Annotated in this window: 25 protein-coding genes and 1 pseudogene; 2 read left to right on the top strand and 24 right to left on the bottom strand. The window is 39.7% G+C overall.

Going from position 1 to position 25,972, the window contains the following annotated elements; genetic code table 11:
* Positions 1-38: 38 nt before the first annotated feature.
* From RMX69_RS14380 to RMX69_RS14410, 7 genes are all read right to left on the bottom strand, one after another.
* A complete protein-coding gene (locus tag RMX69_RS14380; protein ID WP_322637852.1) occupies positions 39-1,244 on the bottom strand; it encodes an ATP-binding protein in 1,206 nt (401 codons plus the stop codon).
* Between the two features lie 98 nt (positions 1,245-1,342).
* Positions 1,343-3,601: a DDE-type integrase/transposase/recombinase gene (locus RMX69_RS14385; RefSeq protein ID WP_322637853.1), complete on the bottom strand. Its 2,259-nt coding sequence runs from the start codon at positions 3,599-3,601 to the stop codon at positions 1,343-1,345.
* Positions 3,602-3,623: 22 nt separating this feature from the next.
* Entirely contained in the window at positions 3,624-4,442 is an 819-nt protein-coding gene (locus RMX69_RS14390; protein WP_289795947.1) for a TnsA endonuclease C-terminal domain-containing protein, read from the bottom strand.
* 153 nt (positions 4,443-4,595) lie between these two features.
* Positions 4,596-6,476 (bottom strand): glutamine--fructose-6-phosphate transaminase (isomerizing), encoded by a 1,881-nt coding sequence (gene glmS / locus RMX69_RS14395; protein ID WP_322637854.1) that lies wholly within the window; start codon positions 6,474-6,476, stop codon positions 4,596-4,598.
* Between the two features lie 395 nt (positions 6,477-6,871).
* Positions 6,872-7,117, bottom strand: a complete 246-nt coding sequence (gene psaC / locus RMX69_RS14400; RefSeq protein ID WP_012411495.1) for a photosystem I iron-sulfur center protein PsaC — start codon at positions 7,115-7,117, stop codon at positions 6,872-6,874.
* A gap of 245 nt (positions 7,118-7,362) precedes the next feature.
* Positions 7,363-7,527 (bottom strand): hypothetical protein, encoded by a 165-nt coding sequence (locus RMX69_RS14405; protein ID WP_322637855.1) that lies wholly within the window; start codon positions 7,525-7,527, stop codon positions 7,363-7,365.
* A 60-nt stretch (positions 7,528-7,587) separates the two neighbouring features.
* Positions 7,588-7,824, bottom strand: a complete 237-nt coding sequence (locus RMX69_RS14410) for a hypothetical protein (protein WP_289795944.1) — start codon at positions 7,822-7,824, stop codon at positions 7,588-7,590.
* Positions 7,825-8,033: 209 nt separating this feature from the next.
* On the opposite strand from RMX69_RS14410, the gene RMX69_RS14415 reads away from it, so the two are divergent.
* Entirely contained in the window at positions 8,034-8,402 is a 369-nt protein-coding gene (locus RMX69_RS14415; protein ID WP_094351640.1) for a Dethiobiotin synthetase, read from the top strand.
* Between the two features lie 105 nt (positions 8,403-8,507).
* Here the strand turns inward: RMX69_RS14415 and RMX69_RS14420 are convergent, their stop codons facing one another.
* The 13 genes and pseudogenes from RMX69_RS14420 to RMX69_RS14485 all read right to left on the bottom strand — a co-directional run bounded on the left by RMX69_RS14420 (position 8,508) and on the right by RMX69_RS14485 (position 21,545).
* Positions 8,508-9,119, bottom strand: a complete 612-nt coding sequence (locus tag RMX69_RS14420; protein ID WP_289795942.1) for a hypothetical protein — start codon at positions 9,117-9,119, stop codon at positions 8,508-8,510.
* A gap of 557 nt (positions 9,120-9,676) precedes the next feature.
* Entirely contained in the window at positions 9,677-10,291 is a 615-nt protein-coding gene (locus RMX69_RS14425) for a PEP-CTERM sorting domain-containing protein (RefSeq protein WP_322637856.1), read from the bottom strand.
* Positions 10,292-10,699: 408 nt separating this feature from the next.
* Positions 10,700-11,917, bottom strand: coding sequence for an ABC transporter permease (locus tag RMX69_RS14430; protein ID WP_289795941.1), 1,218 nt, complete (start codon positions 11,915-11,917; stop codon positions 10,700-10,702).
* 8 nt (positions 11,918-11,925) lie between these two features.
* Positions 11,926-13,395, bottom strand: coding sequence for an efflux RND transporter periplasmic adaptor subunit (locus RMX69_RS14435; protein ID WP_322637857.1), 1,470 nt, complete (start codon positions 13,393-13,395; stop codon positions 11,926-11,928).
* A 382-nt stretch (positions 13,396-13,777) separates the two neighbouring features.
* A complete protein-coding gene (locus RMX69_RS14440) occupies positions 13,778-14,419 on the bottom strand; it encodes a Uma2 family endonuclease (protein ID WP_322637858.1) in 642 nt (213 codons plus the stop codon).
* Positions 14,420-14,716: 297 nt separating this feature from the next.
* Positions 14,717-15,172 (bottom strand): response regulator, encoded by a 456-nt coding sequence (locus RMX69_RS14445; RefSeq protein WP_322637859.1) that lies wholly within the window; start codon positions 15,170-15,172, stop codon positions 14,717-14,719.
* A 292-nt stretch (positions 15,173-15,464) separates the two neighbouring features.
* Positions 15,465-16,269: pseudogene (locus tag RMX69_RS29440) on the bottom strand (NACHT C-terminal helical domain 2-containing protein); the annotation flags it as partial.
* 54 nt (positions 16,270-16,323) lie between these two features.
* On the bottom strand, positions 16,324-16,926 hold the full coding sequence (locus RMX69_RS14460; RefSeq protein WP_289795935.1) for a hypothetical protein: 603 nt from the start codon (positions 16,924-16,926) through the stop codon (positions 16,324-16,326).
* A 45-nt stretch (positions 16,927-16,971) separates the two neighbouring features.
* On the bottom strand, positions 16,972-17,997 hold the full coding sequence (locus tag RMX69_RS14465) for a glucokinase (RefSeq protein WP_322637862.1): 1,026 nt from the start codon (positions 17,995-17,997) through the stop codon (positions 16,972-16,974).
* An 84-nt stretch (positions 17,998-18,081) separates the two neighbouring features.
* A complete protein-coding gene (locus tag RMX69_RS14470) occupies positions 18,082-18,729 on the bottom strand; it encodes a histidine phosphatase family protein (RefSeq protein ID WP_289795934.1) in 648 nt (215 codons plus the stop codon).
* Positions 18,730-18,971: 242 nt separating this feature from the next.
* Positions 18,972-20,102 (bottom strand): endonuclease NucS domain-containing protein, encoded by a 1,131-nt coding sequence (locus tag RMX69_RS14475; RefSeq protein WP_322637863.1) that lies wholly within the window; start codon positions 20,100-20,102, stop codon positions 18,972-18,974.
* Positions 20,103-20,182: 80 nt separating this feature from the next.
* Positions 20,183-20,746: a Uma2 family endonuclease gene (locus tag RMX69_RS14480; RefSeq protein ID WP_289795932.1), complete on the bottom strand. Its 564-nt coding sequence runs from the start codon at positions 20,744-20,746 to the stop codon at positions 20,183-20,185.
* 67 nt (positions 20,747-20,813) lie between these two features.
* Positions 20,814-21,545 carry an ABC transporter ATP-binding protein gene (locus RMX69_RS14485; protein ID WP_118169733.1) on the bottom strand — a complete coding sequence of 244 codons (732 nt, stop codon included), beginning with the start codon at positions 21,543-21,545 and terminating at the stop codon, positions 20,814-20,816.
* A 175-nt stretch (positions 21,546-21,720) separates the two neighbouring features.
* Here RMX69_RS14485 and RMX69_RS14490 point away from each other — a divergent pair, with 175 nt between their 5' ends.
* Positions 21,721-22,572: a DUF4351 domain-containing protein gene (locus tag RMX69_RS14490; RefSeq protein WP_322637864.1), complete on the top strand. Its 852-nt coding sequence runs from the start codon at positions 21,721-21,723 to the stop codon at positions 22,570-22,572.
* A 2-nt stretch (positions 22,573-22,574) separates the two neighbouring features.
* Here RMX69_RS14490 and RMX69_RS14495 read toward each other — a convergent pair whose 3' ends face one another.
* Genes RMX69_RS14495 through RMX69_RS14510 form a run of 4 tightly spaced genes read right to left on the bottom strand, consistent with a single transcriptional unit; the run spans position 22,575 to position 25,972 of the window.
* Complete coding sequence (locus RMX69_RS14495; RefSeq protein ID WP_322637865.1) at positions 22,575-23,366, bottom strand: ABC transporter ATP-binding protein; 792 nt, start codon at positions 23,364-23,366, stop codon at positions 22,575-22,577.
* Positions 23,367-23,421: 55 nt separating this feature from the next.
* Positions 23,422-24,351: a branched-chain amino acid ABC transporter permease gene (locus RMX69_RS14500; protein WP_322637866.1), complete on the bottom strand. Its 930-nt coding sequence runs from the start codon at positions 24,349-24,351 to the stop codon at positions 23,422-23,424.
* A 53-nt stretch (positions 24,352-24,404) separates the two neighbouring features.
* Positions 24,405-25,007, bottom strand: a complete 603-nt coding sequence (locus RMX69_RS14505; protein ID WP_322637867.1) for a Uma2 family endonuclease — start codon at positions 25,005-25,007, stop codon at positions 24,405-24,407.
* A 14-nt stretch (positions 25,008-25,021) separates the two neighbouring features.
* Positions 25,022-25,972, bottom strand: coding sequence for a branched-chain amino acid ABC transporter permease (locus RMX69_RS14510; protein ID WP_289798904.1), 951 nt, complete (start codon positions 25,970-25,972; stop codon positions 25,022-25,024).

A 25,972-nucleotide genomic window follows, 5' to 3' on the forward strand; every position in this document is an offset into this window, starting at 1 on the left:
TTAGCTTTCTTTTTACTTATCTTAACAAGGTTCCCATTTTATTGCCCTCCTTGCAAAGCAAGAGTATATGCTTTATTGACTAAAGATGTAATATCTGCATTTTCATCATTATAAACAATTACTTGTTCCGCACATTCCTTTGCTCTAGCAGCTTCTACTTCCAATTTCAAAAGCTCAAGAATTACATAATTTAGCTTCGGCGATACTTTCTGCTGATTCTGCTGCTTTCTAGCTAATCTCTGAATTTCTTTCAAATCGTCAGAATCAAGCTTAGAGAGACATTTATTTTGATATTCTGTAGTATCAAGAGGAGCAATATCCTTATACTTAATCATCCAATCTTTGTCCCCTGACCTAATAGCATCTAGCATTGGCTTGACTAAATATAGTCCGTCTTTAGCCGCTTGTCGAATTAAGTTAATAGTAATAATTTCTTTCCCACCTATTGAAATTGCTCTCCATTGAGCCATCTTATAAAGTTTGACGGCAATATCAATAATTCCTTGACTTTCGTTATAGAAAACTTCGTTAATTTCATTTGAGAAAGGAATTGGTATTTTTGTCCATTGGTAGTCCCACATCCCTTCCATGAAAAAATACCATTCATCATCATTTGCCATTCTGTCCCAAATTACACTTCCCTCTCCCGTTCCTCTCCTAGCATTTCTAAAATTTCCTTGGAGGATGGGAAAAGCCTCATTCGTGCCAACGCGAATTACTGGAATTCCTACAGTGTTGTCCATTTTTACTAAAAAATTCAACATATCGGAGCTACTTCTTCTTGCTGTAACAAGATTTTGCATCTCATCTATGACCAAAACCCCTAAATGATGAGTATGGGCAATCTGAGCAACTTGAGCAAGCATATAATCTTCAGAGTTGCGCGATGAACCAAATTTTTTGAAGTAGTTAGTACCCAACAACCTGTCAACAGCAAGAAAAATATCAGTACACAGACCCTTCAAAGAACCTGCATGAGGACAATCAACCTTCAACCAAACTATCTGGTAGACACTATGCTCAGGGTGAAGAATTACTTGAGGGTAAAGATTAAGAATATTTTGAAAATTTGTAGACTTCCCCATTCCTGATGGGCCAATCAAGGTTAAACCGGAAGCAGATGTAGGAAGATTAACGTAGTTTTCTAAGTTTTTACCTCCTCCGTCTTTTATTGCATTATAAATTTGCCTAGAGCGACTTGCATATTCAGGCTTTAGAACATTCCGAGCCAGATAGCCACTCATTATGAAGGCACAAATTACCTTCTGTAATTCAACAGTTTTATTTTGGGGATCAAAATACCTAGATAACCTTTCGATGCAATGAAATCTATAATGAGCTTCTAGCTCCTTCTCTTGTTCATGAAACTCTGGCGTTCTTGTCCACGTTTACGCTCCTGTCGGTTTTTCCTGAGAAGATCCAGATGATTTGGCTGTAGTGATTCTGGCTGTTCAGAAGTTTCGAGTTTGCTATCTACAGCCTGAAAACTGTTCTGATTTTCTGTATTTGCTAGTTCAAATCCTTCGCTCTCTCGCCGTTTAGCCTTTTCAAACGCCCTATTTTCTCTGATTCCAGAGAGTTTTTTAGACTTACTTAAATTAGGCTCCTGAGCAGAATTGGTCATTTTTTCTGCTCTATCTACTATGCTTTCAATATCAGCTATCAAATCTACCTTTTCTTGTAGTTGTTTACCTTGGCTTTTTTGTCTTTCCAATTCTTCATAAGCAAGCAAATATTCAATATCATGAAAGTTTTTATTAGCATACCGCCCTTCTGAATCGATAAGAAAACATTTTTCAAAATCTCTACCATCACTTGATGGAAGGTAAATGAAGTTTGGATTTCTGATATCGTAAGACACAATCAGTGATTTATCTGACTTAGAAAGGAGATTACTTCTAGCTTTTTCAAACCATTGCCTCTTTTCAGCGCTATCACAGGTATAGTACATCTCCTTCCCTCTCATTTTGATGCCTTTAGCGGTAATGGTTGCTTTTTCAGTAGGCATCAAATTCAATTTGACAATATCTTCAGAAAAAGTTCTAAGTCTACCAGAACGATTCGTAATACCCCACTTCCACAACTCTCTGGGTATAGGGGGTATATCATCAACAATCATCGCTTTGTCCCTTTCATATTCCTTAAGAGGTTTATTGTTGTGGTGAACAATTAAACGAACAATAATTTCAGTAAATTGATCTATGTCAAGTTTGCCATCAAGCCTATAATCTCTTGCGCCTCTTTGTCTAAAATCAGTATCTATATAACCAGGTAAAAAAGGTTTTACATATTCATGGATTATACGAAAGTGTCTTTCTACTAACCCTTTCCAATCTGCTCTATAGGAAGCTGCATTTTCAATACGAATATAAAGATTAGGGATTAATGTTTCAACTTTCATACCTGCTAATTCTCCCCTATCTCCTAAAATTGCATCTGGCATTTGATTGCAAGGCCATTTATCTTCAGTAATATTAATGTCGTATTCTTGGCAAAATAGGGTTTTATCTGTCGCTACATTGGCTAGTGCCATCATTGCCCCTGTCCAAGATGGGCCTTCTAAACCAACATAAATACCCGTGATTATTCGGCTAAAAACATCAATAATTACATAAATAACTGGTCTGCCAATTATCCAATCACGATTATATTTTGATACTAAATATACATCAGCAACCGTGGCATCAATTTGATATCGAGAACCTGGGCCAATAGTTTCCATCTTAGATGTTCCCAAAATCGCTCTATTCTCTAAAGCAAACTTCTTGGCTCCTTTTCGAGATGTCAAAGTTTTTGTGACATCATCCTGCTCAAGTTGATACCAGTATTTGAATTGGGTAATTGTAGGTATTTTATCAGTCGGAATTAAGATAGATTTTTGGACACCATTTTCGTCATATCTAATTCCTTCTTTATAATAATTTTTAACCATTAATTCATAAGCAGTTGTTAAGTAGTTCTCTTTTGAGCTATTGTAAAATTTACTTATAGCTATTCTAAAAATCTTTCTATCTTCTTCTGTAACATTGACACCTTCACCAATATCTGGCTCATGTGCATATTTTCTTGGTCTTCCTCTCTTCTTGCTTGATTGGCCTCGAATTTTGCCCTTCCCTGATGAATTAATAAAATCAGGTATAAGAGCGTTTATATTTTTCCCCCTCTGCCAAAATCTTCTCAAATATCCATAGACGGTTTTTTCTACCAATTTGTCTTTATCTCTTTCTAAGTTATGCTTTTCAACAATTTTTTTAACCAGCGAACCTCTAAAATTCCTATAATATATTGATGGTTCTTCTTTAACTAATGATGAAATTATTTCCCAAGCTTTATCTCTGTATTCCTTTTCCCTATCTGTTAAATTTTCATCCCTCACGATTCTTGCCCAAGGATCTTGTTGCTGTTTCAAAGCAATACCTTCAGATATGGCTTCTAAAATTTCAGATATTTTCTTAGGTTCAGGCAAACCTTTTGTAACATTAATATCTATAACGAATGCAATAATATAACCTTCGTCTATCCAAATAATTCTTTCAACTACATGAGCGTTGGTATCTAAAGTCCACTCTATTAAATCATTGACAAATAAATCTTTAACCATATTATTTACCTACTATGGAGGTTTAAAATATTATTTTTTCAATCACCTTAGTTGATGGGCAAGCAGATAATTTTATTTTTACTAAATTTACAATGAGTTGTTTTTTAGCAATTAAATGTTTAAATACATAAAGTGATGTACCATAATTTACATTCATTTCTTCATCTAAAGCATTAGTTATTTTATTGATGGTTGCATCTTCTTCCTGAAGCTTGGATTTTAAAATTGTTGACAACTCATGCAGTTGTGAAGTGTCCATTTCCGAATTTGCTTCTAGCCTATAAGCGGAATGAACCCACTCAACATTTTCTGCTAAAAGCCTTGAAATTTCTTTTTCTGTGATAATTCCCCAGTCAATACCTCTTGCTAAGTAATATTGTCTTTCTATCTCCAATTTCTCATTAACTCGCTTTTTCTCCAGTTCTGTTGACTGCTTGACAGTCCGGGCAATCTGCATCTGCTTCCCATTGCGATTGACTGTAAGCATGAAGTCGCTTGTTAAAACTTTAGGAGTGCCACTTTGTGTATCTATAGGGTACTTTATACCTATGTCTGTAGCGATACTCATGGCTAGATCCAAATTATCTAGAGGAAACTGCTCTCTTATATCTGTGACTATATCTGACCACTCAAACAAATAAAATAACCGTTTTTCATGGTCTGAGAAGAAATGATGTACTCGATTCGTTTTCCAACCAGGAGTTCTAGAGGAACGGCCTTTAGAGGGAAAATCCTGAATTGTAAGCCAAGGTTTATAGTCTTTACCGCTTCCTCGACCACGACCTTCTTTTATGTATCGTTCATATTTAGCTTGTGTCCATTCCCTTCTGCGCCTAACCATAAAAATAACCTCTGGAAGCGATCGCACCTTTACTTGGTACAATAGTACTCCCTTAGAGGTTATTGTTCAATCGTTTTATGAATTGTTGAATCGAATTATTTATTGTTTAACCGAATTATTCCTCCACAAAAATATAAAATTTTGTAAAAAATATTACTCTACGGTAACACTTTTAGCCAGGTTTCTTGGCTGGTCAACATCTAAACCGCGACGGGCGGCAATGTGATAAGCCAATAATTGCAAAGGAACTACTGTCAGAATCGGAGAAAGTAATTCTTCTACATGAGAGACGGGAAGAAGATCGTTAAAGATTTCCGCAGCTTCGCCATCGTTGACGGGAGTCACGCCAATTAACCGAGAATCTCTGGCTTTGGCTTCTTGGGCATTAGAAATAACTTTTTCATAAACACTACCAGGGATTGCGATCGCAACTACTGGCACTTTCGCATCTAAAAGGGCGATCGGGCCGTGTTTCATCTCTCCAGCTGGATACCCTTCGGCGTGAATATAACTGATTTCTTTTAATTTCAACGCGCCTTCTAAAGCAATTGGAAAGTTAATTCCTCTGCCTATAAAAATAAAATCTTGGGTTTCGGCGAATTCGTGGGCTAACTGTTCGGTTAAACGTTCTTGACTTTCTAAAGTTGCTTCAATTTCTTTGGGAATCTGCCGTAACCCATTAATAATTTGATCTAATGTGTCTTTTGAAACTGTCTGACGACGGGCTGCTAAATCCAATGCCAAAGCATAAAACGCCATCAGTTGGGCGGTAAAAGTTTTCGTCGCTGCTACCCCAATTTCAATTCCTGCGAGGGTACTGATAATATGCGGCACTAGATGACCAAGGCTGCTTTCTGGGCGATTGGTAATCCCCAGTAGTCGCGCTTGATATTTAGGTTCTTTCCCTTGGCGACGTTCTTTTTCCATCGTCAAAGCTGCTAGGGTATCAGCAGTTTCACCCGATTGGGTAACGCCAACGATCAAAGTATTAGATGTCAAAGGCGATGGTGCATAGCGATACTCAGAAGCGTAATGTACCTGAGTTGAAATTCCTGCTAATTGTTCGAGTAAATATTTTCCGATTAATGCTGCGTGCCAACTCGTACCACAGGCGACAATATGAATTTGTTCTAAATCAGTGTATAAATCCGCAGGTAAACCAAGATTGATTGGCGATTCAGTAGATTCGGCTGGATTAAAGTAAGCGTCTAAACTCGCTCTTACTACCCCTGGTTGCTCATGGATTTCTTTGAGCATGAAGTGTTTGAATCCCTGCTTTTCTACCATTGCCGGATTGAAGTTGAGCAGCCGGGGTTGTTTTTTCAACCTGTCGCCAGCAAAATTGTAAATCTCAACGCCCAAAGGTGTGAGGCGGGCAATTTCGCCATTTTCCAGAGGTAGTACGGCACGGGTGTAGGCAACGATCGCAGGGGTGTCAGAGGCACAAAATAACTCCCCTTGCCCAAAACCAATTACTAAAGGTGCTTGTTGGCGGACAACAATCAATTCATCGGGATAGTCAGCAGAAATAACTGCGATCGCAAATGCCCCTTTTAGGTGGTTAACAGCTTGGCGAATTGCTTCTAGGAAAGGAGATGAGGAAGATGAGGGAGGAAGATTCTTTAAAAATTCGGCTATTAAATGGGGAATTACTTCTGTATCGGTTTCAGAAAGAAACTGGTGTCCTTTTGCTTTGAGTTCCTCGCGTAACTCGCGGTAGTTTTCAATAATGCCATTTTGCACCACAGCTACTCGTTTTGCTGTATCCAAATGGGGATGGGCGTTGTACTCTTCTGGTTTACCATGAGTTGCCCAGCGTGTATGACCAATACCAATTTGGGCAGGGGTTTCTATTTGTTCCAGTTTAGAACGCAGGTTATGGAGTTTACCCTTTGCCCGCACACAATTTACCTCACCTTCCCAAACAGTGGCGATTCCAGCCGAATCGTAGCCCCTGTACTCTAGTTTTTCCAGTCCAGCTAGTAAAATGTCTGTCGCCGCTTGAGTGCCTATATATCCAACAATTCCGCACATTCTTCACGCCACTTTTTTTTCAGGATGATTAAATCCAGTATAGTAGGTAGCATAAAGTGGACGTTTTGCAAAGAAAAAAGGGAGTATTTTACTCCCTCTACCACTAGGTATTGTTATAGATTTTAGGTTTTTTTTACAGCGGATTCCCCGTCAGCTTTTGACTTGACGGTACAAATACAGCTTCTAGGATTTAGATACCCAGAGATTATATCCCCAATCTAAAATTGCGATTTCGTAAGGTGGGCAGTGTCCACTCTACGATCATAAAGGTGCTTGCTATTGCGACACTTAAAAGACTTGAGTGCCGAGTTCCAAGTTCCGAGTGAAGAATCAAGAAATTGTGTTTCTGATTAACTTCTTTTTGTCTCAGCACTCAGCACTCAGCACTCAGCTTTTTAGTAAGCTAGACCCATACTGCGAGTTGTTTCAGCGCCCAGGTAAACCCGGATGCTCAAAAAGTCGGTGGGACAAGCGGTTTCGCAACGCTTACAGCCCACGCAGTCTTCTGTACGGGGTGAAGAGGCAATTTGAGCAGCTTTACAGCCATCCCAAGGAACCATCTCAAGTACATCAGTAGGGCAAGCGCGGACGCATTGGGTGCAGCCAATGCAGGTATCGTAGATTTTTACGGTATGAGACATTGAAAAAACGGCTCCTTTCGAGTGTTCTTCTCTGCGAAAGAATCATAATCAACGCATAGTCTACCGCAGTGGTTGATAGGCCGTAATCAAAAGGCTACATAACTTCAAACAATGTAATAAGCACCGTTAAAATTTGCTTTTGCGAGATTGTCCCTATTGACTGATAATCTGCAACATTATCAAAGCGTATTTACCACAGTGGTATACCATAATGGGGGTGAATCGTAAAGATAGATGAAACAAAATTAAAAGGGAATTTGCGATCGCCACATCTCCGTGTAAACGAAAACAGTTTGGCAATCTAGATTACGTAAAAGCTTGTTTTTCTTACTGAATAAAACTGCTTTTGTGATGTAAATGATTAATTTAGAGATTGCGATCGCAGTCAGTAATTTTAAGCGATCGCTCACTGATAACTTGTATATTTAATTCTTTATGTCTGGCGATTTCATAATTTTTATTTCTACCTATCAGAGAATTTCAGAAATTGCAAACTCATCATTTATAGCAGCAATTTGTGTTTGAATTTTTGGCTCAACAGGTGTTAATTGCAGTTGTTCTTCTAGATTTTTAGCATCAGAAGATTTATCTTTTTCATACTCCCTTTCTCGGATTTGTCGAACAATGCTTTCTAACAGCCAAAGTTGTTCTTCCACAGACAAGGCAAGGATGGAGCGCTCAATTTCTAGTAAATTCGGTGAGATCATTTGACTTCTAATTCCTAGTAAGGTGTATTTTTCAAAGATATTATATTCAGTTTATCTGGTTAACCTAGAGCATCGTCAATTCCCGATCATTTTCCCCACGCCTATCATTTCACAAATCATCAGAGATTGCTATAAATAACTAGAAAGCCGTTTTATGACTTTTTAATTAAGTATTACTGCTGAAGCAAAATGTGCGCTAAACTGACTACATGAATTACGAAACAGCTAGGAAACTCCTCATAGATCAGACAATCACAACCGAGGAAAACCCAGATGCGCTGTTAACGCGTATGAAACAGGGCAAACCGCCGGTACCCGGTCAGATAACTTCGATTTTGTTGGCATTGAAAGTGGTGTTTGAAGCCCTCAAAGATGCAAAGAGCCTAGACCGAGAACTGGCTTTGGCCCTTTATCAGTTAAGCATTAAGGCGCAACAGCTATTTGGCGCAGGGCGTAAAGCCGGAGTTGATTGGCCACCACTACTCAAAGAAGATTTACTACGAATTTCCTTAGCAGCTGAAAGTATCTTTTCGGGTATATGGCAAACCTTAGCTCCGATGGAGTTGGGGAAGAGATGAGGGAGCAGGGGAGCAGCACTTCGGCTTCGCTCAGTGACCAGGGAGCAGGGGAGCAAGGAAAATAATTCCTTACTTCTCACTCAGCACTCAGCACTCAGATGCCTATTAACGAATTTGCAGTTCATTTTCTAACTTGTTTAGATCAGTTTTGAGTAAAACGGTCATTTGACCGGTAAAAGCTTTGCCCGTCTTGGGTTGGGCAACTTCCACCCAATATACATAGCGATCGCCTACTCGTAATTCTCCCTTTAAGGCTTCCCGAATCGGAGTTTTAGCCAAACGCGCCGAATTAACTACCTTCTGGTTGGGATATTGATACACGACTTGGGCGCGATCGTAATCTTGATAAATCTCCAAGCCATAAATCACCCGCAGGGATTCTTGGAGACGCGCAAATGTCATGCCGTTAATAGCATCATACATAGTAATGCGCTCAGTCCGAATTGTGCCACGGTCTTTAGAAAACTCCACTCTACCAGGAGGCAATACCGACGCTTGAAAAGTGAATCGTTGTGCAGCAGTATCAGTCTTTTGCACAAATAATTGCTCCCCTCTCCTGGGGCGGAGTGTCGGATGTGCTTTAATCCAAGTGCCTACCTCTTCTGTACTTTGTCCTGGTAAAGCATTGGCTTGGGAATCAAAAAGCGTTCCCACACAGAGCCAGGGCACTAGAGAAAAAGGTAAAATTAAACAGTTAAGTAGAGATTTTTTGAGCATTTTGCTGTTCAGGATTTTTATAGAAATTTCCCCATTAGGGATTAACCATAGTCTTCCCGTTTTTCAGCAAAATTACTTCAATGGGTTGTAGCGATCGCACATCGAAGCTTTTATCGATCGCTCTAACTAGAAGAGTTAGCTGAGGTGCTGTTGGATTTCAACAGTTAAAGTGATTTAGTGAATTATTTAGCAGACATCTCTCCAACTCAACCTAATCAGGAAGATTACAGCAGTTTTCATGTATTTGAACCACACCTGTCGTAGGAGCGCAAGGCCTACCGCATGGTCTATTTACCTGAAAATAGCTTATTGATGAAAATTCTAGATCGCTAAAGGCGCGATAAATTGCCGTCACGACGAAAGACTAATTATTGTAGAGACGGCAATTCATCGCGTCTCTTGTCTTAACCGAACAATATTGACGCATACCGTGGCTCAATACCATATACCACCAAGGCCCATAATTTGGTTTCAAAAATGCCTTAAATTAAGAAACCCAGTTTTTTGAAAAACCGGGTTTTTTATACTCTGCGCCAATTAAAATTACTGGCTGCTTATTAGCGTGAGTTACGACGACGAGAAATTACCATACCACTAGCAACTAAACCTAAACCAAGTAAAGTAGCTGGTTCTGGAACTGCTTGAGGATCTGGATTACTCTTGATATTAGAAACGAATAAGGAAGCATGAGATAAATCTTTCCCTGCATTCCCACGACCATTTAAATCAACACCAATGGTATTGAAAACTCCTGTCAAACCTTGAGACCAATCATAATCTTTGAATAGATAGGCACTGTATTTAGTGCTGCTCTTCAGACTTACTACAAAAGTGTTACTAGTTAATGGCTGAGAAAGACTCCAACTGCCAATATTAGTACCGTTGGCTGCTGTAAACAGAGAGTTTGATTCATCAGATTTAGCAAGTAGTGTCCAATCAGCAGTACCGACAGAACTGGCAAATAGTCCACCATCCAAAAGAGTTTCTAAAGGATTACCTGCACCTGTGTCATTACCAGAAAATGCGCCTGCACAAGCTGTAGCATCTACTCCACCAAGAGAGATGTTGCTGGTACTACATACAGCTGCCTGTGCTGGTGCAGCCACAAATGTACCACCGATTCCGGTAGCTAGTAAAACTGAAGCTGATAAATGGAAAAATTTGCTTTTCACTTTTGATACGGTCTAAGATTTAAAGAATGGGATTGTATTTTAGAGAGATGTTTATATCAATCCATAAGTGTATTCACGACAGTAATTGCCTACTATGTATGTGGCATTAATAGGCATTGATGATACAACGTCTGAATATAAAATATCCTATGGAATTTGTATAGACTTTTACCCTCTATTTCGATACTAGGTCTATTTCTATACAATCGTCTCTATTCTTATGTCAGTTTCATCAAACTTTTAATAATTAACTATTTATATGTTTTTATAAATAACTTGGCTAAATTTACGTAAACCCAAGATTTGCGCTCTCCTGCAAATTTTACTTAAAAATTTCTGAAAGGTATGTATATTAACATTCTCCAGACCATCTTGCAGGTTTTTACTCGTCTCTCGGCTCAATACCTACTAAGCACTTCTCAAAGCCACAATGGGGTCGAGTTTAGCAGCGCGACGTGCAGGAACAACGCCAAAGAATAAACCAATAGCCCCAGAGACACCAACTGCCATAGTAATTGCTACAGGAGAAAGACTCGCTTCTAAAGGAGTCAAGGCTCCCACTAATAGGATGCCACTGATACCAACCGCAGTCCCAACTAAACCACCGGCTGCGGAAACAATCACTGCCTCAATGATGAACTGTAGCAAAATATCTTGCTCAGTTGCACCGATCGCTTTTCGTAATCCGATTTCTTGGGTGCGTTCGGTGACGGAGACGAGCATAATATTCATAATGCCAATGCCGCCGACAAACAGGGATATACCTGCGATCGCAGCTAGCATAATTGTCAATGCACCTGTAATTTGACCGACAGTTTGCAAAGCATCTTTTTGGCTGCGAAGAGTAAAGTCATCTTCACCATTAATTTTGTGTCGTAGACGCAGCAAATTAGTAATTTGAAATTCGGCTGCATCCACACTCTCGGAATCACGAGCGGCAGCAACGAGATAATCTAAGGCAATACCATAAGGAGAATTCTTGCCCACAAGTCGGTTTGCTGATGTGGTAATTGGTATTAAGGCAGCATCATCATAATCTGCTCCCACGCTGGAACCTTTGGCTATTAACGTCCCAATTACTTGAAAGCTGGTATTTCCAACTCGCAATTGCTGTCCTACAGGGTTACTATTACCAAATAGTTTTTCTGCCAAATCTCCACCCAGCACTACGACTTGGTTACTTCGCTTGATGTCTACCTCAGAGAAAAACCTGCCTTTAGCAGTTTCAAAATCCCGCACAGATAGGAAGGAGGGAGTTGTGCCAATAATATTGACATCGGTGTTTCTGTTGCGGTATGTAACTACCTGTCTTCTGTTTAACTCTGGTGCAACTCCTACTACTGTTGGGACTTGAGAAGCGATCGCTTCCGCATCTTGCAACACTAGAGTTTTTGGTACTTCAAAGGATATCCGCTGAGTTTCTTGATTACCTGGCAGTACAAATAACACATTTGGTCCTAATGACTGCAACTGTTTATTTACATACTTTTGCCCACCTTCGCCAATGCCAATCATGGCAATCACCGAAGCGTTGCCAATAACTATACCCAACATCGTGAGGGCGCTACGCAGCTTATTTGATAGCAGGGTTTTCCCCGCCATATTCATGCTTTCGAGAAAATTCATATCTTAAATTACGAATTATTTTGTTCTTTGGCTTTTTCGATTTTGTAGTCTTTGGGTGGGTTAACAAAAATGCGATCGCCTTCTTTAACTCCCCCTAAAATCTGAGTTTGGTCTTGAATTTGTGCCCCAACTGTAACTTCGCGGAACTGGGGTTTATTTTTTGCATCGGGTACGAGTACGCCAGTTTTACCCTTTTCGGTGACGATTGACACCGTTGGTAACACCAAGGCATTATTAACGCGATCGCCTAAAAAAGTCAGATCCACATTTAAGCCAGAACGCAGTTGATCTATACCAGTATCAAGAGCAACCCGCACCTGGAAGGATGTCACACCTTGTTCCACCACTGCTTCTGGAGCAATCAGGCGTACATGACCTTTAAAAACTTGATCGGGGTAGGCATCGGCGACAATTTCCACCTGCTGTCCCTGTTTTATTCTGCCAAGATCGGCTTCGGGAACTTGAGCTAATATTTCTAAACCCCTTGCTACGGCGACAATTGAACTAGAAGTTGCCGATGCACTAGTAGATGCAGAAGTTGTGGGTGTGACAAACGCACCTGGTTCGGCATACTTTTGGGTAACAATTCCCGACAGAGGAGCGCGAATAATAGTATCTTCCAACTGCACTTGTACACCCTTTAACTGAGCCTCAGCGGATGCAACAGCGGCTTGACGCTGGACAATTTCTTCAGAACGGGTGCCATCTTCTAACAGTACCAATGCTGCCCGTGCTTCGTTAACAGCGGCTTGGCGTTGGTCAATTTCCTCAGTCCGAGAACCACTTTGGACTAACGACAATCGTTTTTTCGCTTCTTCTAAACTAGCTCTAGCACTTTTGTCGTCGCTGATGGCTTGGTCGAGTAATTGTTTTCTCTCTGCTCCCTCTTTATATAAGTATTGATAACGCTTTACCTGTTCACTGGTGTAATTCACCCTTGCTTGAGCCGCATCCACTTGTGATTGAGATTGAGCAATCTCTTGAGGACGATTACCAGCCTTAGCCGCAGCTAGTTGGGCTTGAGCTTGGGCTAATCGCGCCTTAGCTTGAGCGATTTCTTGAGGACGACTACCAGCAACGGCTTGCGCTAGCTGTGCTTGACTTTGGGCTAAGTTAGCACGGTATTGGCTTCTTTGGGCTTCAATACCAGCGCTATCCATGCGGGCGAGAATTTGCCCTTGTTGAATGCGATCGCCTTGTTCCACGTATAATTGCGACAGCACTCCGGGGTTCTTCGGACTAATATTTACACTCTGAACTGGCACGACTTTGCCACTAGCTGTAATCCGCAACGTGACGTTTTGGGCTGCAACTGGCACAGTTAGTTGAGCAATATCTTCTTTGTTTGTCCCTTGATTTACCAAGGTGTAAGTTGTTATAGTACCCACGACCAAAGCACTCCCCGCCATTAGCCCCATCAGCCAGCGCAATGGATACTTAACTTTGCCAATAACTGGAATTTCTATGTACGTAGCCATATTATAGAAACCTGTAAATCTTGCTGTATAAGAATATTTTTTAGTTAGAGGACAAGTGGAGAGTACGGAGTTGTTAAAGCTTTGGGATTAAATTTGTATGAGTTAACTAACAACTAGACGCATAATTTGCTTCACAGTTGCTTAATCTTCCTTCATACTAGGCATTCGGATTTCTGTATGTCTTCACCTGAAAGGGTGACTTTAGCCACAGCATATTAGTGTAATATTGAACCATTCGTGAGAAACAAGATCCCCGACTTTTTTGAGAAGCTGGGAATCTACGGCTGGCAATTCTCACAAATCAGATAGGATTGCTATAGTGCGATCGCGCTTTAGTTGCTCTGTATCCTTTGCTTTTTCCCTACCGCAAAGCAGTTTGTAATTATTGCTGAAATTGGGTTAATAACCAAGCACCAACTTGACTTTGATTTATTTGACGAGTTTGCCGTAATGCATCGTTTAATAAAGAAATAGCTAATCCTGGTAATACCTGAGATTCTGTAATCCGCCTACTACCTTGGTTTTCAATGGCAAAAGCCATAACTTGGACATTCTGGACATTTAAAATCCAGTATTCTTTCACTCCTAAATCTTCGTATAAAAGTCGTTTTTCACCTTGATCGTCAGCAAGTGAGGTATTAGCCACTTCAATAACTAAATCTGGTGGTGGATAGATATCTAAATTGATGATAGAAGTACCGTAGGGAATGACATCAGCATTTTCACCAATATAATAAGACACATCAGGTTGAGCTTCCTTAAAGCCTGTTTTCCGATATGTACAATTAGTTAAGCCTTTGGCAGAGATGCCTTTGATTGTGCAAAAAAGGTTAACAGCAAAGGCAATAATTGTATTGTCGCAGGCGTGGTCATGTCCTAGTGGCGGCATTTCAATCCTCATCTGTCCATTGTGGTAGTAGCCCTTAGCTTTTTCGTAGGCAGGATTTTCAATTATTTGGATATATTCATCCCAATTTGCTGTTATCCAGGTATCGGTTGCTAGTTGGGTCTGTAATTCGCTCATAATATTGCGAAAGAGGAACTTTAACAACGATCATACAAGTTTCATTTTCTAGCACTAAGCTGACAGCAAAGCTTTAACTGCATCCTTGCTAACAATTTTCGTAGGGTGTGTTACGCCGGAGGCTAACGCAGCGATGGTCTACTTTTACAAAACCAGTCTTTAAGGCAATACGCTTGGGTTAAGGCTAAAAACTACAACTGGCGTAGGTTGGGTTGAGGAACGAAACCCAACATTCTCAAGGCTTTGTTGGATTTTACTTCGTTCAACCCAACCTACGATTTTTCTTAACTTTACCTACTAGTTTGCAACTAGCAGCCCGGTGCAAAAATTTTCCGCCACATTTTCCTGTACTTGATTCACAATCATAAAAACAAACTCGTCAAGGTTGAATGGCTTAAGTAAATATTCTTCAAACTCTACATCTGGAATTTGGTCACAAGTACCTGTGGTAGATGTTGAAGTCACAATGATTGGGATATGCTTACCATTGTCTGCCTCTATAGCATTCAATGTATTTAGCAATGTATAAATACTTTCACCTAAAAACCTAATTTCACTGACAATAATGTTGGGCGTGAACCAACTCAGGATTTCTAAAGCTTCTTTTATGGAACCAGCGGTAATCACATTTGCGCTCAGGTCTTCCAGTAAAAAAGTATACAAATCTCTACTATCGCGATCGTTGTCTACCACGAGTACTTGTACACCTTTGAGTATCCCAACTGCCAAGCAAAAGTCATTGATTAAATTCATAATAAGACCTGCGATTAGGGCTTTAAGGGCAAAGCGATCTGAAAAATCTGTAGTCTTAAGGTGATGAGACAACCAGATAGGTCAAATAAAAAGTAGCAGAGAACCATTTAATGGTTACAATTACTAGGTTCTGTTCTTATACTATGAGCGCGTGTTGTTTGATTTCCTAAATGAATTGATTAACTACGACATAAAACGTAGAAAAACTTTTCAAAAAACTGCGCGGTATGTTACCTCCAAAAATCTGTGGTTCAATGAACTGAAAATAGCTGTAAAGAATTAATCAACAAAACTATTCCCATTCCCTGTCCTCAAGTTCCTTTTGAGGCAATAATAAGGTGGCTTTAATTTCTTGCCTGATAGCAGGGGTTACTTCACAATTGCTATGTAGGCAATCGAGTCGTAACTGATTAGCATCATAGTAATGTTGTAACACTTGCTGTTGTTCAAGGCTAAACTCCCACTGGTGGTTAATTTTTCGATAATAAATCACTGTTGTCTTTAACTGTTCAGCCCAGGTTGAATAGTTCGTCTGACACCATAGCCCAAACCGTTCTTGACTTTTACGAGAATTGGGTAATTGGTCAGAAAGTTGTTGCGGAGATTTATAAAGTCCAACATCCAGAACAATACCCAGAATAGTCGAGAGAGCATCTCCACAGGCGTGGATATGGGCGAACAATTGCACACTCCAGCAACAGCATCTAATGCTGCATCCAGAAACATCCCTTGGTCGAGGCTGCTGGCTAGAACAAAGTGAGGAGCTACGTGAGGAGTCCGACTCAAGTCCAAATAAAATGCTCGAACTGTCGTATCTTTTGCTTGGCTGTGAAGTATTCTTGAAAGGCCAGATAAGAGAAAGAAAAAATTCCCTGTGCCCGTTCTGCCAGTAGTCCATGTTGAGCTTCGATTGCTTTCAGTGCCGCTTCGCTTTCTACTTGCAGTTCCTCTGCATCCATTGGCACGTTGGTCAAATTCTGAATATAGTCACCAATATATTGCTCAACGATGCGTTGCTCAAAAAAGTACTGACCATCCTCAAATGTTGCTGCTGCAATCTGACTCAATAATTTGAGCTTTTGTGGTAACAAAAACCCTATATTAGCCTTGTAATCAATTGCAGGGCTAATATAGTAGAAGTTTTATTTATCTCACTTTTTTAAAACTACATTGAAAGAATTTAAATACCCAGTAATGGTTTTAGCTAATGTCTTTTGCTGTTTTTTTGTAGTGATTGCCATTACTTGATATAGTCTTCCTTCGGCAACATACATTCTACTTATAGTAATTTTCCCTCCAGAATTGATGTACTGAATTTCTTTGCCGGGATGATTATTGTAACTACGAATGTTTCGTTGACTAATTAAATTGCTTTTCGTAGTCTTTAAAGCCATATCCCGTGCATTATTAAGTACAGCTTGAGGATCAGCCATTTCACCGTAACTATAAGGAAAATCATTGTAAGCAACTATGTATGCTACTTGCTGTTTTGGTGGTTGAGCGACAAATATTTCTAGGTTAATTTCCCCCATATAAGTTTTTTGGGATTCGGTATTTCTATTAGGGCTTCCCGGCATCAAAATTGTAAAACGTCCATCTGGAGCAGTATATAACTTCCATTTTGGCTGCACGGGTTGAGAAACCTTTGGTTTGACAACAGCTACCGGAGATTTGGGTTGACGCGCTTCCACAAGAACAGAGCCACCACAGACTATCGTGGCGGCTATTAGTGGTAACAGACTTTTAACTGTCATATTTTTTGCCCTTTGAGATGCTGATCTCACTGATGATGCCAGCTGTTATAACCTAGCAGCACATAAAGCAGCACCAATTAGGCCGACTTGCGAGTTGAGGATAATATACACCGGGATCTCTTCGAGGAGGCGGCGCATTCTACCTTTTTGGGTGAAATTTAATAAGAAACCGCTGTTTTGGATTAAGGGCAGGATTTTGGGCGCAATTCCACCAGCGATGTATAAGCCACCGTAAGGTAGGAGTTTCAGGGCGAGATTGCCGGCTTCTGCACCGTAAGCCTCTATAAATAATTGCAAAGTTTGTTCCGAAAGGCGATCGCGTTTTTCTAGTGCAGCCGTACCAATGACAGCACCGGGATCGACACTTTTCTCTTCTTGTCCCGCTTCTTGTTCCCAAGTTCTGACGACTTGGGCAATATCCGGTGATTCAGCGGCAAATTTGCGATCGCGCAGAAATTGGTAAATTGCCACAATTCCCATTCCAGAAACCACGCGTTCTACAGAAATGCGCTGGATATCATGTTTACCCAGCAGGTATTTCAATAGTTGAAACTCCATCTCGTTCCGAGGGGCAAAGTCAGCGTGTCCACCTTCTGAAGAAAAAACTTGATAGTCGTTTCCCTGTCTAATTAAAAATCCTTGGCCTAAACCAGTACCAGCGCCAATAATTGCAATCGGGGCTTCAGGTTGAGATTTGCCAACTTGCAACGTCAGCAAGTCTTGTTTTTGTAAACCTAAAATGCCGTAACCAATGGCGGCGAAGTCGTTAATCAAAGAAATGTGCGGGATACCCAATTCTTCTTCTAGACGTTCGGTATCCAGGAACCAGACTAAATTGGTTAGTTTGGCCGTATTTTTGACAATGGGGCCTGCGATCGCAAAACAAGCCTTTTCTGGTATAGGTGTATTAGCTTTGACCAAAAACTGCTGCACTATAGGTACTAAATCGGGAAAATCAGCACTGTGGTAACTTTCCTGATAAATAGTATGTAAAGCTGGTGAATCTGATGTTTCAACCAATCGCAGAATAGTTTTCGTCCCGCCGATGTCTCCTGCTAGTAACAAAGTCATAGAATTTATTCGTGAATTAATTACTTTTTTTGTAGGATATACCCAACGTAGCAGAAGGCATGAACGCAAATCTCTATCAGAGGTTTAAGCAAATCGAATAACTTCTTCTATGTGGGTTAAATGGGAAGTATCTCCCGTTAGTTCCAATAACCATTCTGGTTCCTGGCGTACCACTTTTACCAAAGAACACAAAGAAGCCTTAACTTCTGTTTTGGCAATTTCCCCCACTAGTCCCATTGCTCCGCCCAACACAGATGCACCATGCGCCACTAGCAGTATATCCTCTGGGAAGAACTCAGTAGCTAAACATCTAGCAGTTTGTCCAGAACGTTCTCGCACTTTTTCGTGGGTTTCAGGAAATTTGGCGGCGATACGCGAGGTATAGCTGGTGTCAATTCTGGGGAATAACTTCGCTAAAGCTGGAGTTGAGAGTCTTTCAGGTTCTTCCGTCATCCAAACTGGGTTTAGCCATTCACTCAAACCTGTTTCGAGTTTAATCGGCAAGTTGAGCATTTCTGCAACTGCGTTTGCTGTTTGTACGGTTCGCAGAAAAGGAGAAGCGAAAATATGTCCAATCTTTTCTTTTTTCAATCGTCTAGCTAACTGCTGTGCCTGAAGCATACCATCATCAGACAACGGTGGATCGTAGCGTCGTTCGGCGGTGAGAAACCAATCGGGGTTTACAAAGTCGAGGCGGTTAGCGTGTCTTGCTATCCAGACTATTTGACTCATAAGTTTAATCATTCCGGTGAATAGAATTCGCCGCTAAACAAATATATAGATATCTGCAAGGAGGCCTGCAAATATTAATATAGGACAAAAATCGTAATAATATTTAATAATACTAATGATTAGGAAAAGTTATAAGTACTGTCAATGTAGTTTTTCTTAAAGCCTTTTTAGCCAAGCATCTAAAACAACATCGACTATAATAATCTGCTGAAATGTTTAAGATTATGATAGTGATACTTTGCTTATAGCCTTTTTAGCCATTTTTCTAAAGCTACATCAACTAATCCATTTAGAGAATCATAGCGTTCAAATTTATATGTATTAAGTCTTCCACCCCCGATAACAAGAGTAAATTCATTTGCATCAATTTCTAGTAATTGCCTCTCCTCGTATGTTAAAGGCTCTGAGTTATTAAGTTTCTTAGTTATTCTGTTTCTATCCTTAGAATATTGACTAAAATATTTATTTGTTCGATAATTTGAATTTTTATTTGCTACTATTTCATTCATTATTTTTACTCTATTTGAAAGTGTCTTTTTGGATAAATTCATCTTTACACCAATTCCACTTGGTACATATCCCTCTAACAAAGCATTATCTTGCCAATCTGTCCAAATTCTTGCTCTACTTATGCGGTCACTCTTATTATTCTTTAAACCTAACCATAAAAATATAATTGGTATTCCTTTGCTATCAAAGTAAAATTCAGCGCAGAATTTACTTGTTTTGCTATTACCATTTCCATATTTAAAACTAACAACAGAAGATATTTCTTCCATCCGTTTATCAAAGGTAAGAACCTTTTGACGAATTTTCAATATTTCTTCTTGTTGTTCATAAGAGCATTTGGCTAGACGATTCAACAGCCCTCTAGAAGATGGAGGTATATCTGAATTTCTCTCTCTGTTCTGATGAGGAATTTCTATTTTTAAAACTTTCTCATTATCTAAGTTTTTTATCTGTAAATAATAGTTAAACTCCTCTAGTAAAACTGCGAATTCAAAAAAATCAATAGATAAATGATGATATTTTTTGTCTATAAAGTTATCTCTATGAAAATTAGGCTTAATTGCTATTAAACCAATAGGTTGCTGATAATCTATTTCGTCTTCTAAAGGTTTGATTTCCTGTAAAGCGTCATAATATCGAGTTAGCTGCTGAACAATATATCTATCTTCAGCATTTTTCAATTCCAACACCACTAACTGTTTATCTTCCCTCAATGCTAAAATGTCGCAAATTTGACCTTTAACATAATATTGTCGCTTTAGCGGAATTAATCCGAAAAGTTCCTTTAAATTAGCCCAAACAAAATCTTCTAAATCAGCTTCAGTCGCAAATTTCCAACTATTACCCGTTTTTATTAAATTCACGAAATCCATTATCTCGCTCTGACTTTAGTAAATTACTACCTTTAGTATTCGCAAAGCTAGAGAAGAATTTATACAATTGATTACAACTTCAACCATCCAAATAGTTGCCCTACAGTTAATTGAAAATCGCTAACTAAATCGGGAACTGGTAATATTTCTTGTTCTTCTTGTAAAAGTTCTGGTTGCTGCTTTGGTGGATAAACCAAAACAGAATGCTCATCTGGATCAATCAGCCAACCGAAGCAACTACCATGTTTTAAACAATGTAGAATATTTCCAGTTACTTTAGTCTGGCTTTGATCGGGCGAAAGAATCTCAATTGTCCAGTCTGGATATGTCTTAAAGACATTTGCTACTTCTCCACGCTCGTCTAATAAAATCCGTTCCCAAGCAAACACAGCTATATCAGGGACAATTGAACGCCCGCCAAAAGTACATCGCAATTCTGGAAATGCAAGGGCAATTCTTTGAGGTTTGGTTACAGAATTGATATTACTGACTAGTTCACCTTGAAGAATACTATGTTTTCCCTGTGGCATTGGCTTTTGAATAATTTGACCGTTGATGTATTCTAAGCTAGGCTTTGTTTCTGATAGTTTTAAAAACTCTTCCAAAGTTAGAGGCTTAGTTGGTGATTTTACCATCTGCTTGTACTTCCTAAGTTTTCATATACAACAATAAATCATATATCGTTTAAAATTTTAACAATCATCACCCTAAATAAGCTTTTTTAACTCGCTCATCACTAATTAATTCTGATGCTGCGCCTGTTAAAGTTATAGAACCAGCCTCTAGAACATAACCACGATCGGCAATTTGTAGTGCAAGATTTGCATTTTGTTCAACTAACAATATAGTCACGCCTGTAGCCCGGAGATTTTCAATAATAGAGAAGATTTCCCGGACGATCGCAGGTGCTAAACCTAAGCTAGGCTCATCTAAAAGTAAGAGTTGTGGTTTACTCATTACAGCACGTGCGATCGCTAACATTTGTTGTTCACCACCGCTGAGAGTTCCTGCTAGTTGATTGCGTCTTTGGGATAAGCGGGGAAATAGCTCAAATTGGCGCTGAATATCTGCTTTTACCTCCGCTTGATTGGAGCGAATATAAGCACCCAAAAGTAAATTATCAAATACAGTTTGCCGCGCTAATACTCTGCGTCCTTCAGGACAATGAGCGATACCAAGTTGGACAACTTCATGAGTTTGGCGGCGGTTAATATTATGTCCATTATAGATAATTACACCACTCTTAGGATTAACTACTTTAGATATAGCGCGGAGTGTGGTAGTTTTACCAGCACCATTAGCACCAATTAAAGTAACCACTTCGCCTTTTTGAATAATTAAATTAATCTTTTTTAGAGCTTGGATACCGCCATAATTAACATCAAGTTCTTGAACTTCTAAAATTGTATAGTTTGGCTTACTATCGGCTTTCATCGGCGGTTTATATCCAGAAATGTTGATTCAAAACCTAAGATACATCAATCCTACATTTCTTAAAACAGTGCGTAGGCGTAGCCGTCGTAGACATTGCTGAAACTTCAAACCAACGCCACAATACCGCAATCTTTATGATGTACCATTAATTACTGGTAAAGATATCAAGTGTCCTGTGGCAAAAGTAGCAGATATTGGTAGCAAACGATTAATTAATTTAGCTCCCGATGCATGGGTAAAATGGGTGACACAGCGTCCTGAAGTCGTGGCGAAAGAAATTCTTGGCTCGGAGTTTCACTGGATTAGCCGCGAAACAGATGTGTTGGTGAAAGCATACAGTGCTACTCACGGAGATTTTCTATTATTAAATGAACTACAGTTGCGTTACACGGCACAGATGCCTCTACGGATGAGAGCTTATGCTGCCTTGGCACAAGAACGCTACCGATTGCCAACTTACCCAGTATTAATCAACATTTTACCGCCTCCATCCACCTTAACTATTGTCAATAGTTACGAGCAGGAATTTTTGGGATTACGTGCTATCCAAGATTATCGCGTAATTAATTTGTGGGAAATCGATGCTGAAATAGTATTTGAGCAACCATTACCATCCTTGTTACCCTTTGTGCCAATCCTGCGAGGAGGGGGAGAAGTATCAGTTGTGCAACGCGCACTACAGGCGCTAAGAGCAGATGCACAGTTGAACGAGTTAGAATCATTGCTGGCATTTTTTGCTAGCTTTGTGTTAGACACACCTTTAGTGCAACAAATCATGAGGTGGGATATGGCAGTATTGCGAGAATCGCCTTGGTATCAGGAAATTGAGCAAAGAGGTATTCAGCTAGGTCTTCAGCAGGGTGTACAACGGCAGTTAGTACGAGTATTACGACGACGCTTTGGCGAAATTCCTCATGAAGTGGAAGCAAGGCTTGAGAGCGAAAGTGTGGAACAATTAGAAACTTTAATGGATAGCGCGATCGCTGTGAGTTCTTTAGACGAATTTGTGAGTATTTTGGCTACATAAATTCAATCATTTCCTAAATAAGCTTCAATCACAGCCGGATCATTCCTGACTACAGATGGTTCACCCAAGGCAATTAATTGACCAAAATCTAATACCGCAATGCGATCGCACAAACCCATAACTAATGGTACATGGTGTTCTATAAGAATGATCGTCAAATTGAAGCGATCGCGTAAACTACGGATAAATTCACTCAATTGCTGCTTTTCGTTGGGGTTCATCCCCGCTGCTGGTTCATCAAGAAGTAAAATTTGCGGTTGTAATGCTAAAGCACGGGCAATTTCCAGCCGCCGCTGATCGCCGTAGGCAAAGTTTTTGGCTTTTTCGTCAGCGCGATCGCTCAATCCCACCAAATCTAATAAATCTAAAGCTTTTTGTTTAGTCTTCAATTCTTCACGAGGTGCTGGTGGTAATCCCAAAACTCCTGTAATCATATTACTTTTAGTGTGTAAGTGTCGAGCAACTATCACATTTTCTAACGCCGATAATTCCCCAAATAAACGGATATTTTGGAAGGTACGGGCGATACCTAAAGCCGCAATTTGATGAGGACGCAGTTGAGAAACTTCTGCACCTTGATAAATTAATTGCCCGCTAGAAGGTGGAATGAAGGCAGTAATCAAATTAAACAGTGTTGTTTTGCCAGCACCATTAGGGCCAATCAGTCCAAAAATCTCATGTTGATTTACACTAAAAGATACATTATTGACCGCCACTAAACCACCAAAGCGGCGAGTTAATGCTCTTGCTTCTAAGACAATGCTGTTATTAGTTCCTGGAATACTATGTGACATTTTCGCATATTATTATGGATTATAAGACTTACGCAATAACTTTCTGAAACTATTATTACTTCTTTGCGGTTCGTTTTTTCCTTTGAAAAATATCTGGAGTAATTAGTCCTTGCGGGAAAAATATTGTACCTATTACTATTAGTAAGCCAAAAATAATTAATCTACCATCTCGCAAAAACTGTGCTAACCAATTAGGTAAACCACCAGTATCAGCAAGGCTTCGCAGAATCTCTGGTAAAGCTGTAAATACCATACCTCCAATTACCGGGCCTAAAAAAGTTCTTGAACCACCAATTAAAACAAAAGTTAAATATATAATACTGGCATCAAAAGTACCTTGACGAGCATTCCAGGTATTGAGGAAGTGAGCGCTAATTGCACCTACAACCCCTGCAAGCATAGCCCCCAATGTAAACGCCAAAACTTTGTAATAAGTTGGATCGATTCCCATTGCACCCGCAGCTAATTCATCTTCGCGGATAGCGATAAAAGCCCTGCCGACGCGGATGCGTTCTAAACGATAAAGTAACACCATACTAATTAATAGTAATGGCAAAGCAATCCATAAATATTCAAGTTGTGTTTGGAAGGGTTGAGGAATGCCAAAAATTCCGACAGCACCGCCTGTAATATCTAAATTGAGGGAAATGACGCGCAGAACTTCCACAAAAGCGATAGTTGCGATCGCTAAATAAATTCCTCGCAACCGTAATGCTGGAATTCCCACTAAGATACCCAACAAACCAGAAATTACACCCGCAATTAACATCTCCAATAACAACAAAGGAATTGGAAATAAACTACTGCTAGATGTAAAAAATTTTGTGGATAAAATTGCTGCAATATATCCACCTAAAGCATAAAATCCTGGACTAGCTAAAGACAATTGTCCTGTCATTAGGGGTAAGTAAAGCGATAACCCTAGTAACGCCCCTAATACCATAGAGACAATTAAAGAAGCGTAAGTAGCGAAAAAATCATCCATTTTATTTAATATATTTTGATTAAACTTAATCAAAGTATCGCTTTTATCAACTCTTAAGCTGTTAATATCTGCTCTGCTGTCAGCGCCAGTTCAGGAAAAGTTCGCGATCCAATTTGTTCTGAACCTCCAAAATGTGTGCATTGGTATTTACCCTCATCATCTAATAGAAAAACAAATACAGCCGGAACTTTTGGATTTCCCAAATACTCTCTTAGCCCAATTGCCAAATAATCTACAATCCAATATTCTGTAATACCTAAGCGTTGATATTCATCTAATTTATCAATGTAGTCATCTTCCCAATTAGTTGATGTCACCTCTACAGCTAACTGGATAGGTTCTTCAAGTGCAGCATAAGCAGAACGATTTGAGCGCCATTTCTTTTTATCTATGACACTTACATCAGGCTTGCGCCCTTGCTCTATTCCATTAGCAGTTATAGTTTTAAGTAATGCTGTATTTTTCACTACGTAATTCAGATTTAGTTGCTTAATTTCATGATTAAAACTAAATAATATAAACTCAGCGACATCATCATGATTTCTAGTTGCACGCACTTCTACAATTTCTCTATCCACAAGTTCATATAAACCTGACTCTGGACACTGTTCTAAAAATTGGTCAAAAGTTAACTTTTGTTTGGTATATGTTTTCATGGCGCTACGTCTCTTTAAACTTTCTGAATAAACCGCCGCCCTAACAAACCTTGGGGTCTAACTAATAGCATGATAAACAAAATCGCAAAGGCTACTGCGTCTTTATATCCAGAATAATCAGCAGGGACAAACGCCTCTACTAATCCAATTAACAAACCTCCCAATACTGCACCAGGAATACTACCTAAACCACCTAAGACAATTACCGCTAAACCCCGCAAACCAAAAGCAATGCCGAAATATGGCCCTGCAATACTAACACTAGAGGCGACTAAAGTTCCTGCTAATCCTGCTAAAAAACTGCTGATGAAGAATGTTAGGATGATAAAGCGATCGCTATTAATTCCTAACAAACTAGCTGTGGTTGGATCTTCTGCGATCGCTTGCATTGCCTTACCATATTTAGTCCGATTGATAAAATAGGTAAGAATTGCCACAATCACCACTGATACAGTAAAAATTACCACCTGAACACTGCGAATCGGAATTGGGTTTTCTGGACTCCCAAAGTTAATCGCAGGTGGCAAATTACCGTAAGTATTTGCGGGGTATGTATAACTTTCCGCACCTATTAAATACTGGATTAAATTCACAATTACCACTGCTACCCCCAAACTGGAAACAACAGTTAGCAAAGGATCGGAGCCTTGACGGCGCAAAGGTTGAAAAGCAACGCGTTCCATCACTACCCCTACCAATCCTGCTAAGGTGCTTCCTAAAATTAAGGCTATAGCAAATGGTAATTTTATCGGCAAGGCTGCATTAGCCAGCAAGCCATTAAATCCAAAGTTCCCACCCATAAGTGCATAAGTAAAATATGCACCCAAGGTAAAAATTGCGCCATGAGCTAAATTAATAATGCCCAAAATAGAATAAACCAAGGTATATCCCAAGGCAAAAATTGCATAGACGCTACCAATGGATAACCCATTTAATAATTGCTGCAAAAAGAGATTGATATTCAT

Origin of the sequence: Nostoc sp. EspVER01 (assembly GCF_034530635.1) — a bacterium.
Taxonomy (GTDB): Bacteria; Cyanobacteriota; Cyanobacteriia; order Cyanobacteriales; family Nostocaceae; genus Nostoc.

Excerpts from the sequence above, each read along its gene's own strand:
- RMX69_RS14380 (WP_322637852.1), bottom strand. The coding sequence starts at position 1,244 with ATGAGTGGCTATCTGGCTCGGAATGTTCTAAAGCCTGAATATGCAAGT.
- RMX69_RS14385 (WP_322637853.1), bottom strand. The coding sequence starts at position 3,601 with ATGGTTAAAGATTTATTTGTCAATGATTTAATAGAGTGGACTTTAGAT.
- RMX69_RS14390 (WP_289795947.1), bottom strand. The coding sequence starts at position 4,442 with ATGGTTAGGCGCAGAAGGGAATGGACACAAGCTAAATATGAACGATAC.
- glmS (WP_322637854.1), bottom strand. The coding sequence starts at position 6,476 with ATGTGCGGAATTGTTGGATATATAGGCACTCAAGCGGCGACAGACATT.
- psaC (WP_012411495.1), bottom strand. The coding sequence starts at position 7,117 with ATGTCTCATACCGTAAAAATCTACGATACCTGCATTGGCTGCACCCAA.
- RMX69_RS14410 (WP_289795944.1), bottom strand. The coding sequence starts at position 7,824 with ATGATCTCACCGAATTTACTAGAAATTGAGCGCTCCATCCTTGCCTTG.
- RMX69_RS14415 (WP_094351640.1), top strand. The coding sequence starts at position 8,034 with ATGAATTACGAAACAGCTAGGAAACTCCTCATAGATCAGACAATCACA.
- RMX69_RS14420 (WP_289795942.1), bottom strand. The coding sequence starts at position 9,119 with ATGCTCAAAAAATCTCTACTTAACTGTTTAATTTTACCTTTTTCTCTA.
- RMX69_RS14430 (WP_289795941.1), bottom strand. The coding sequence starts at position 11,917 with ATGAATTTTCTCGAAAGCATGAATATGGCGGGGAAAACCCTGCTATCA.
- RMX69_RS14435 (WP_322637857.1), bottom strand. The coding sequence starts at position 13,395 with ATGGCTACGTACATAGAAATTCCAGTTATTGGCAAAGTTAAGTATCCA.
- RMX69_RS14440 (WP_322637858.1), bottom strand. The coding sequence starts at position 14,419 with ATGAGCGAATTACAGACCCAACTAGCAACCGATACCTGGATAACAGCA.
- RMX69_RS14445 (WP_322637859.1), bottom strand. The coding sequence starts at position 15,172 with ATGAATTTAATCAATGACTTTTGCTTGGCAGTTGGGATACTCAAAGGT.
- RMX69_RS14460 (WP_289795935.1), bottom strand. The coding sequence starts at position 16,926 with ATGACAGTTAAAAGTCTGTTACCACTAATAGCCGCCACGATAGTCTGT.
- RMX69_RS14465 (WP_322637862.1), bottom strand. The coding sequence starts at position 17,997 with ATGACTTTGTTACTAGCAGGAGACATCGGCGGGACGAAAACTATTCTG.
- RMX69_RS14470 (WP_289795934.1), bottom strand. The coding sequence starts at position 18,729 with ATGAGTCAAATAGTCTGGATAGCAAGACACGCTAACCGCCTCGACTTT.
- RMX69_RS14480 (WP_289795932.1), bottom strand. The coding sequence starts at position 20,746 with ATGGTAAAATCACCAACTAAGCCTCTAACTTTGGAAGAGTTTTTAAAA.
- RMX69_RS14485 (WP_118169733.1), bottom strand. The coding sequence starts at position 21,545 with ATGAAAGCCGATAGTAAGCCAAACTATACAATTTTAGAAGTTCAAGAA.
- RMX69_RS14495 (WP_322637865.1), bottom strand. The coding sequence starts at position 23,366 with ATGTCACATAGTATTCCAGGAACTAATAACAGCATTGTCTTAGAAGCA.
- RMX69_RS14500 (WP_322637866.1), bottom strand. The coding sequence starts at position 24,351 with ATGGATGATTTTTTCGCTACTTACGCTTCTTTAATTGTCTCTATGGTA.
- RMX69_RS14505 (WP_322637867.1), bottom strand. The coding sequence starts at position 25,007 with ATGAAAACATATACCAAACAAAAGTTAACTTTTGACCAATTTTTAGAA.
- RMX69_RS14510 (WP_289798904.1), bottom strand. The coding sequence starts at position 25,972 with ATGAATATCAATCTCTTTTTGCAGCAATTATTAAATGGGTTATCCATT.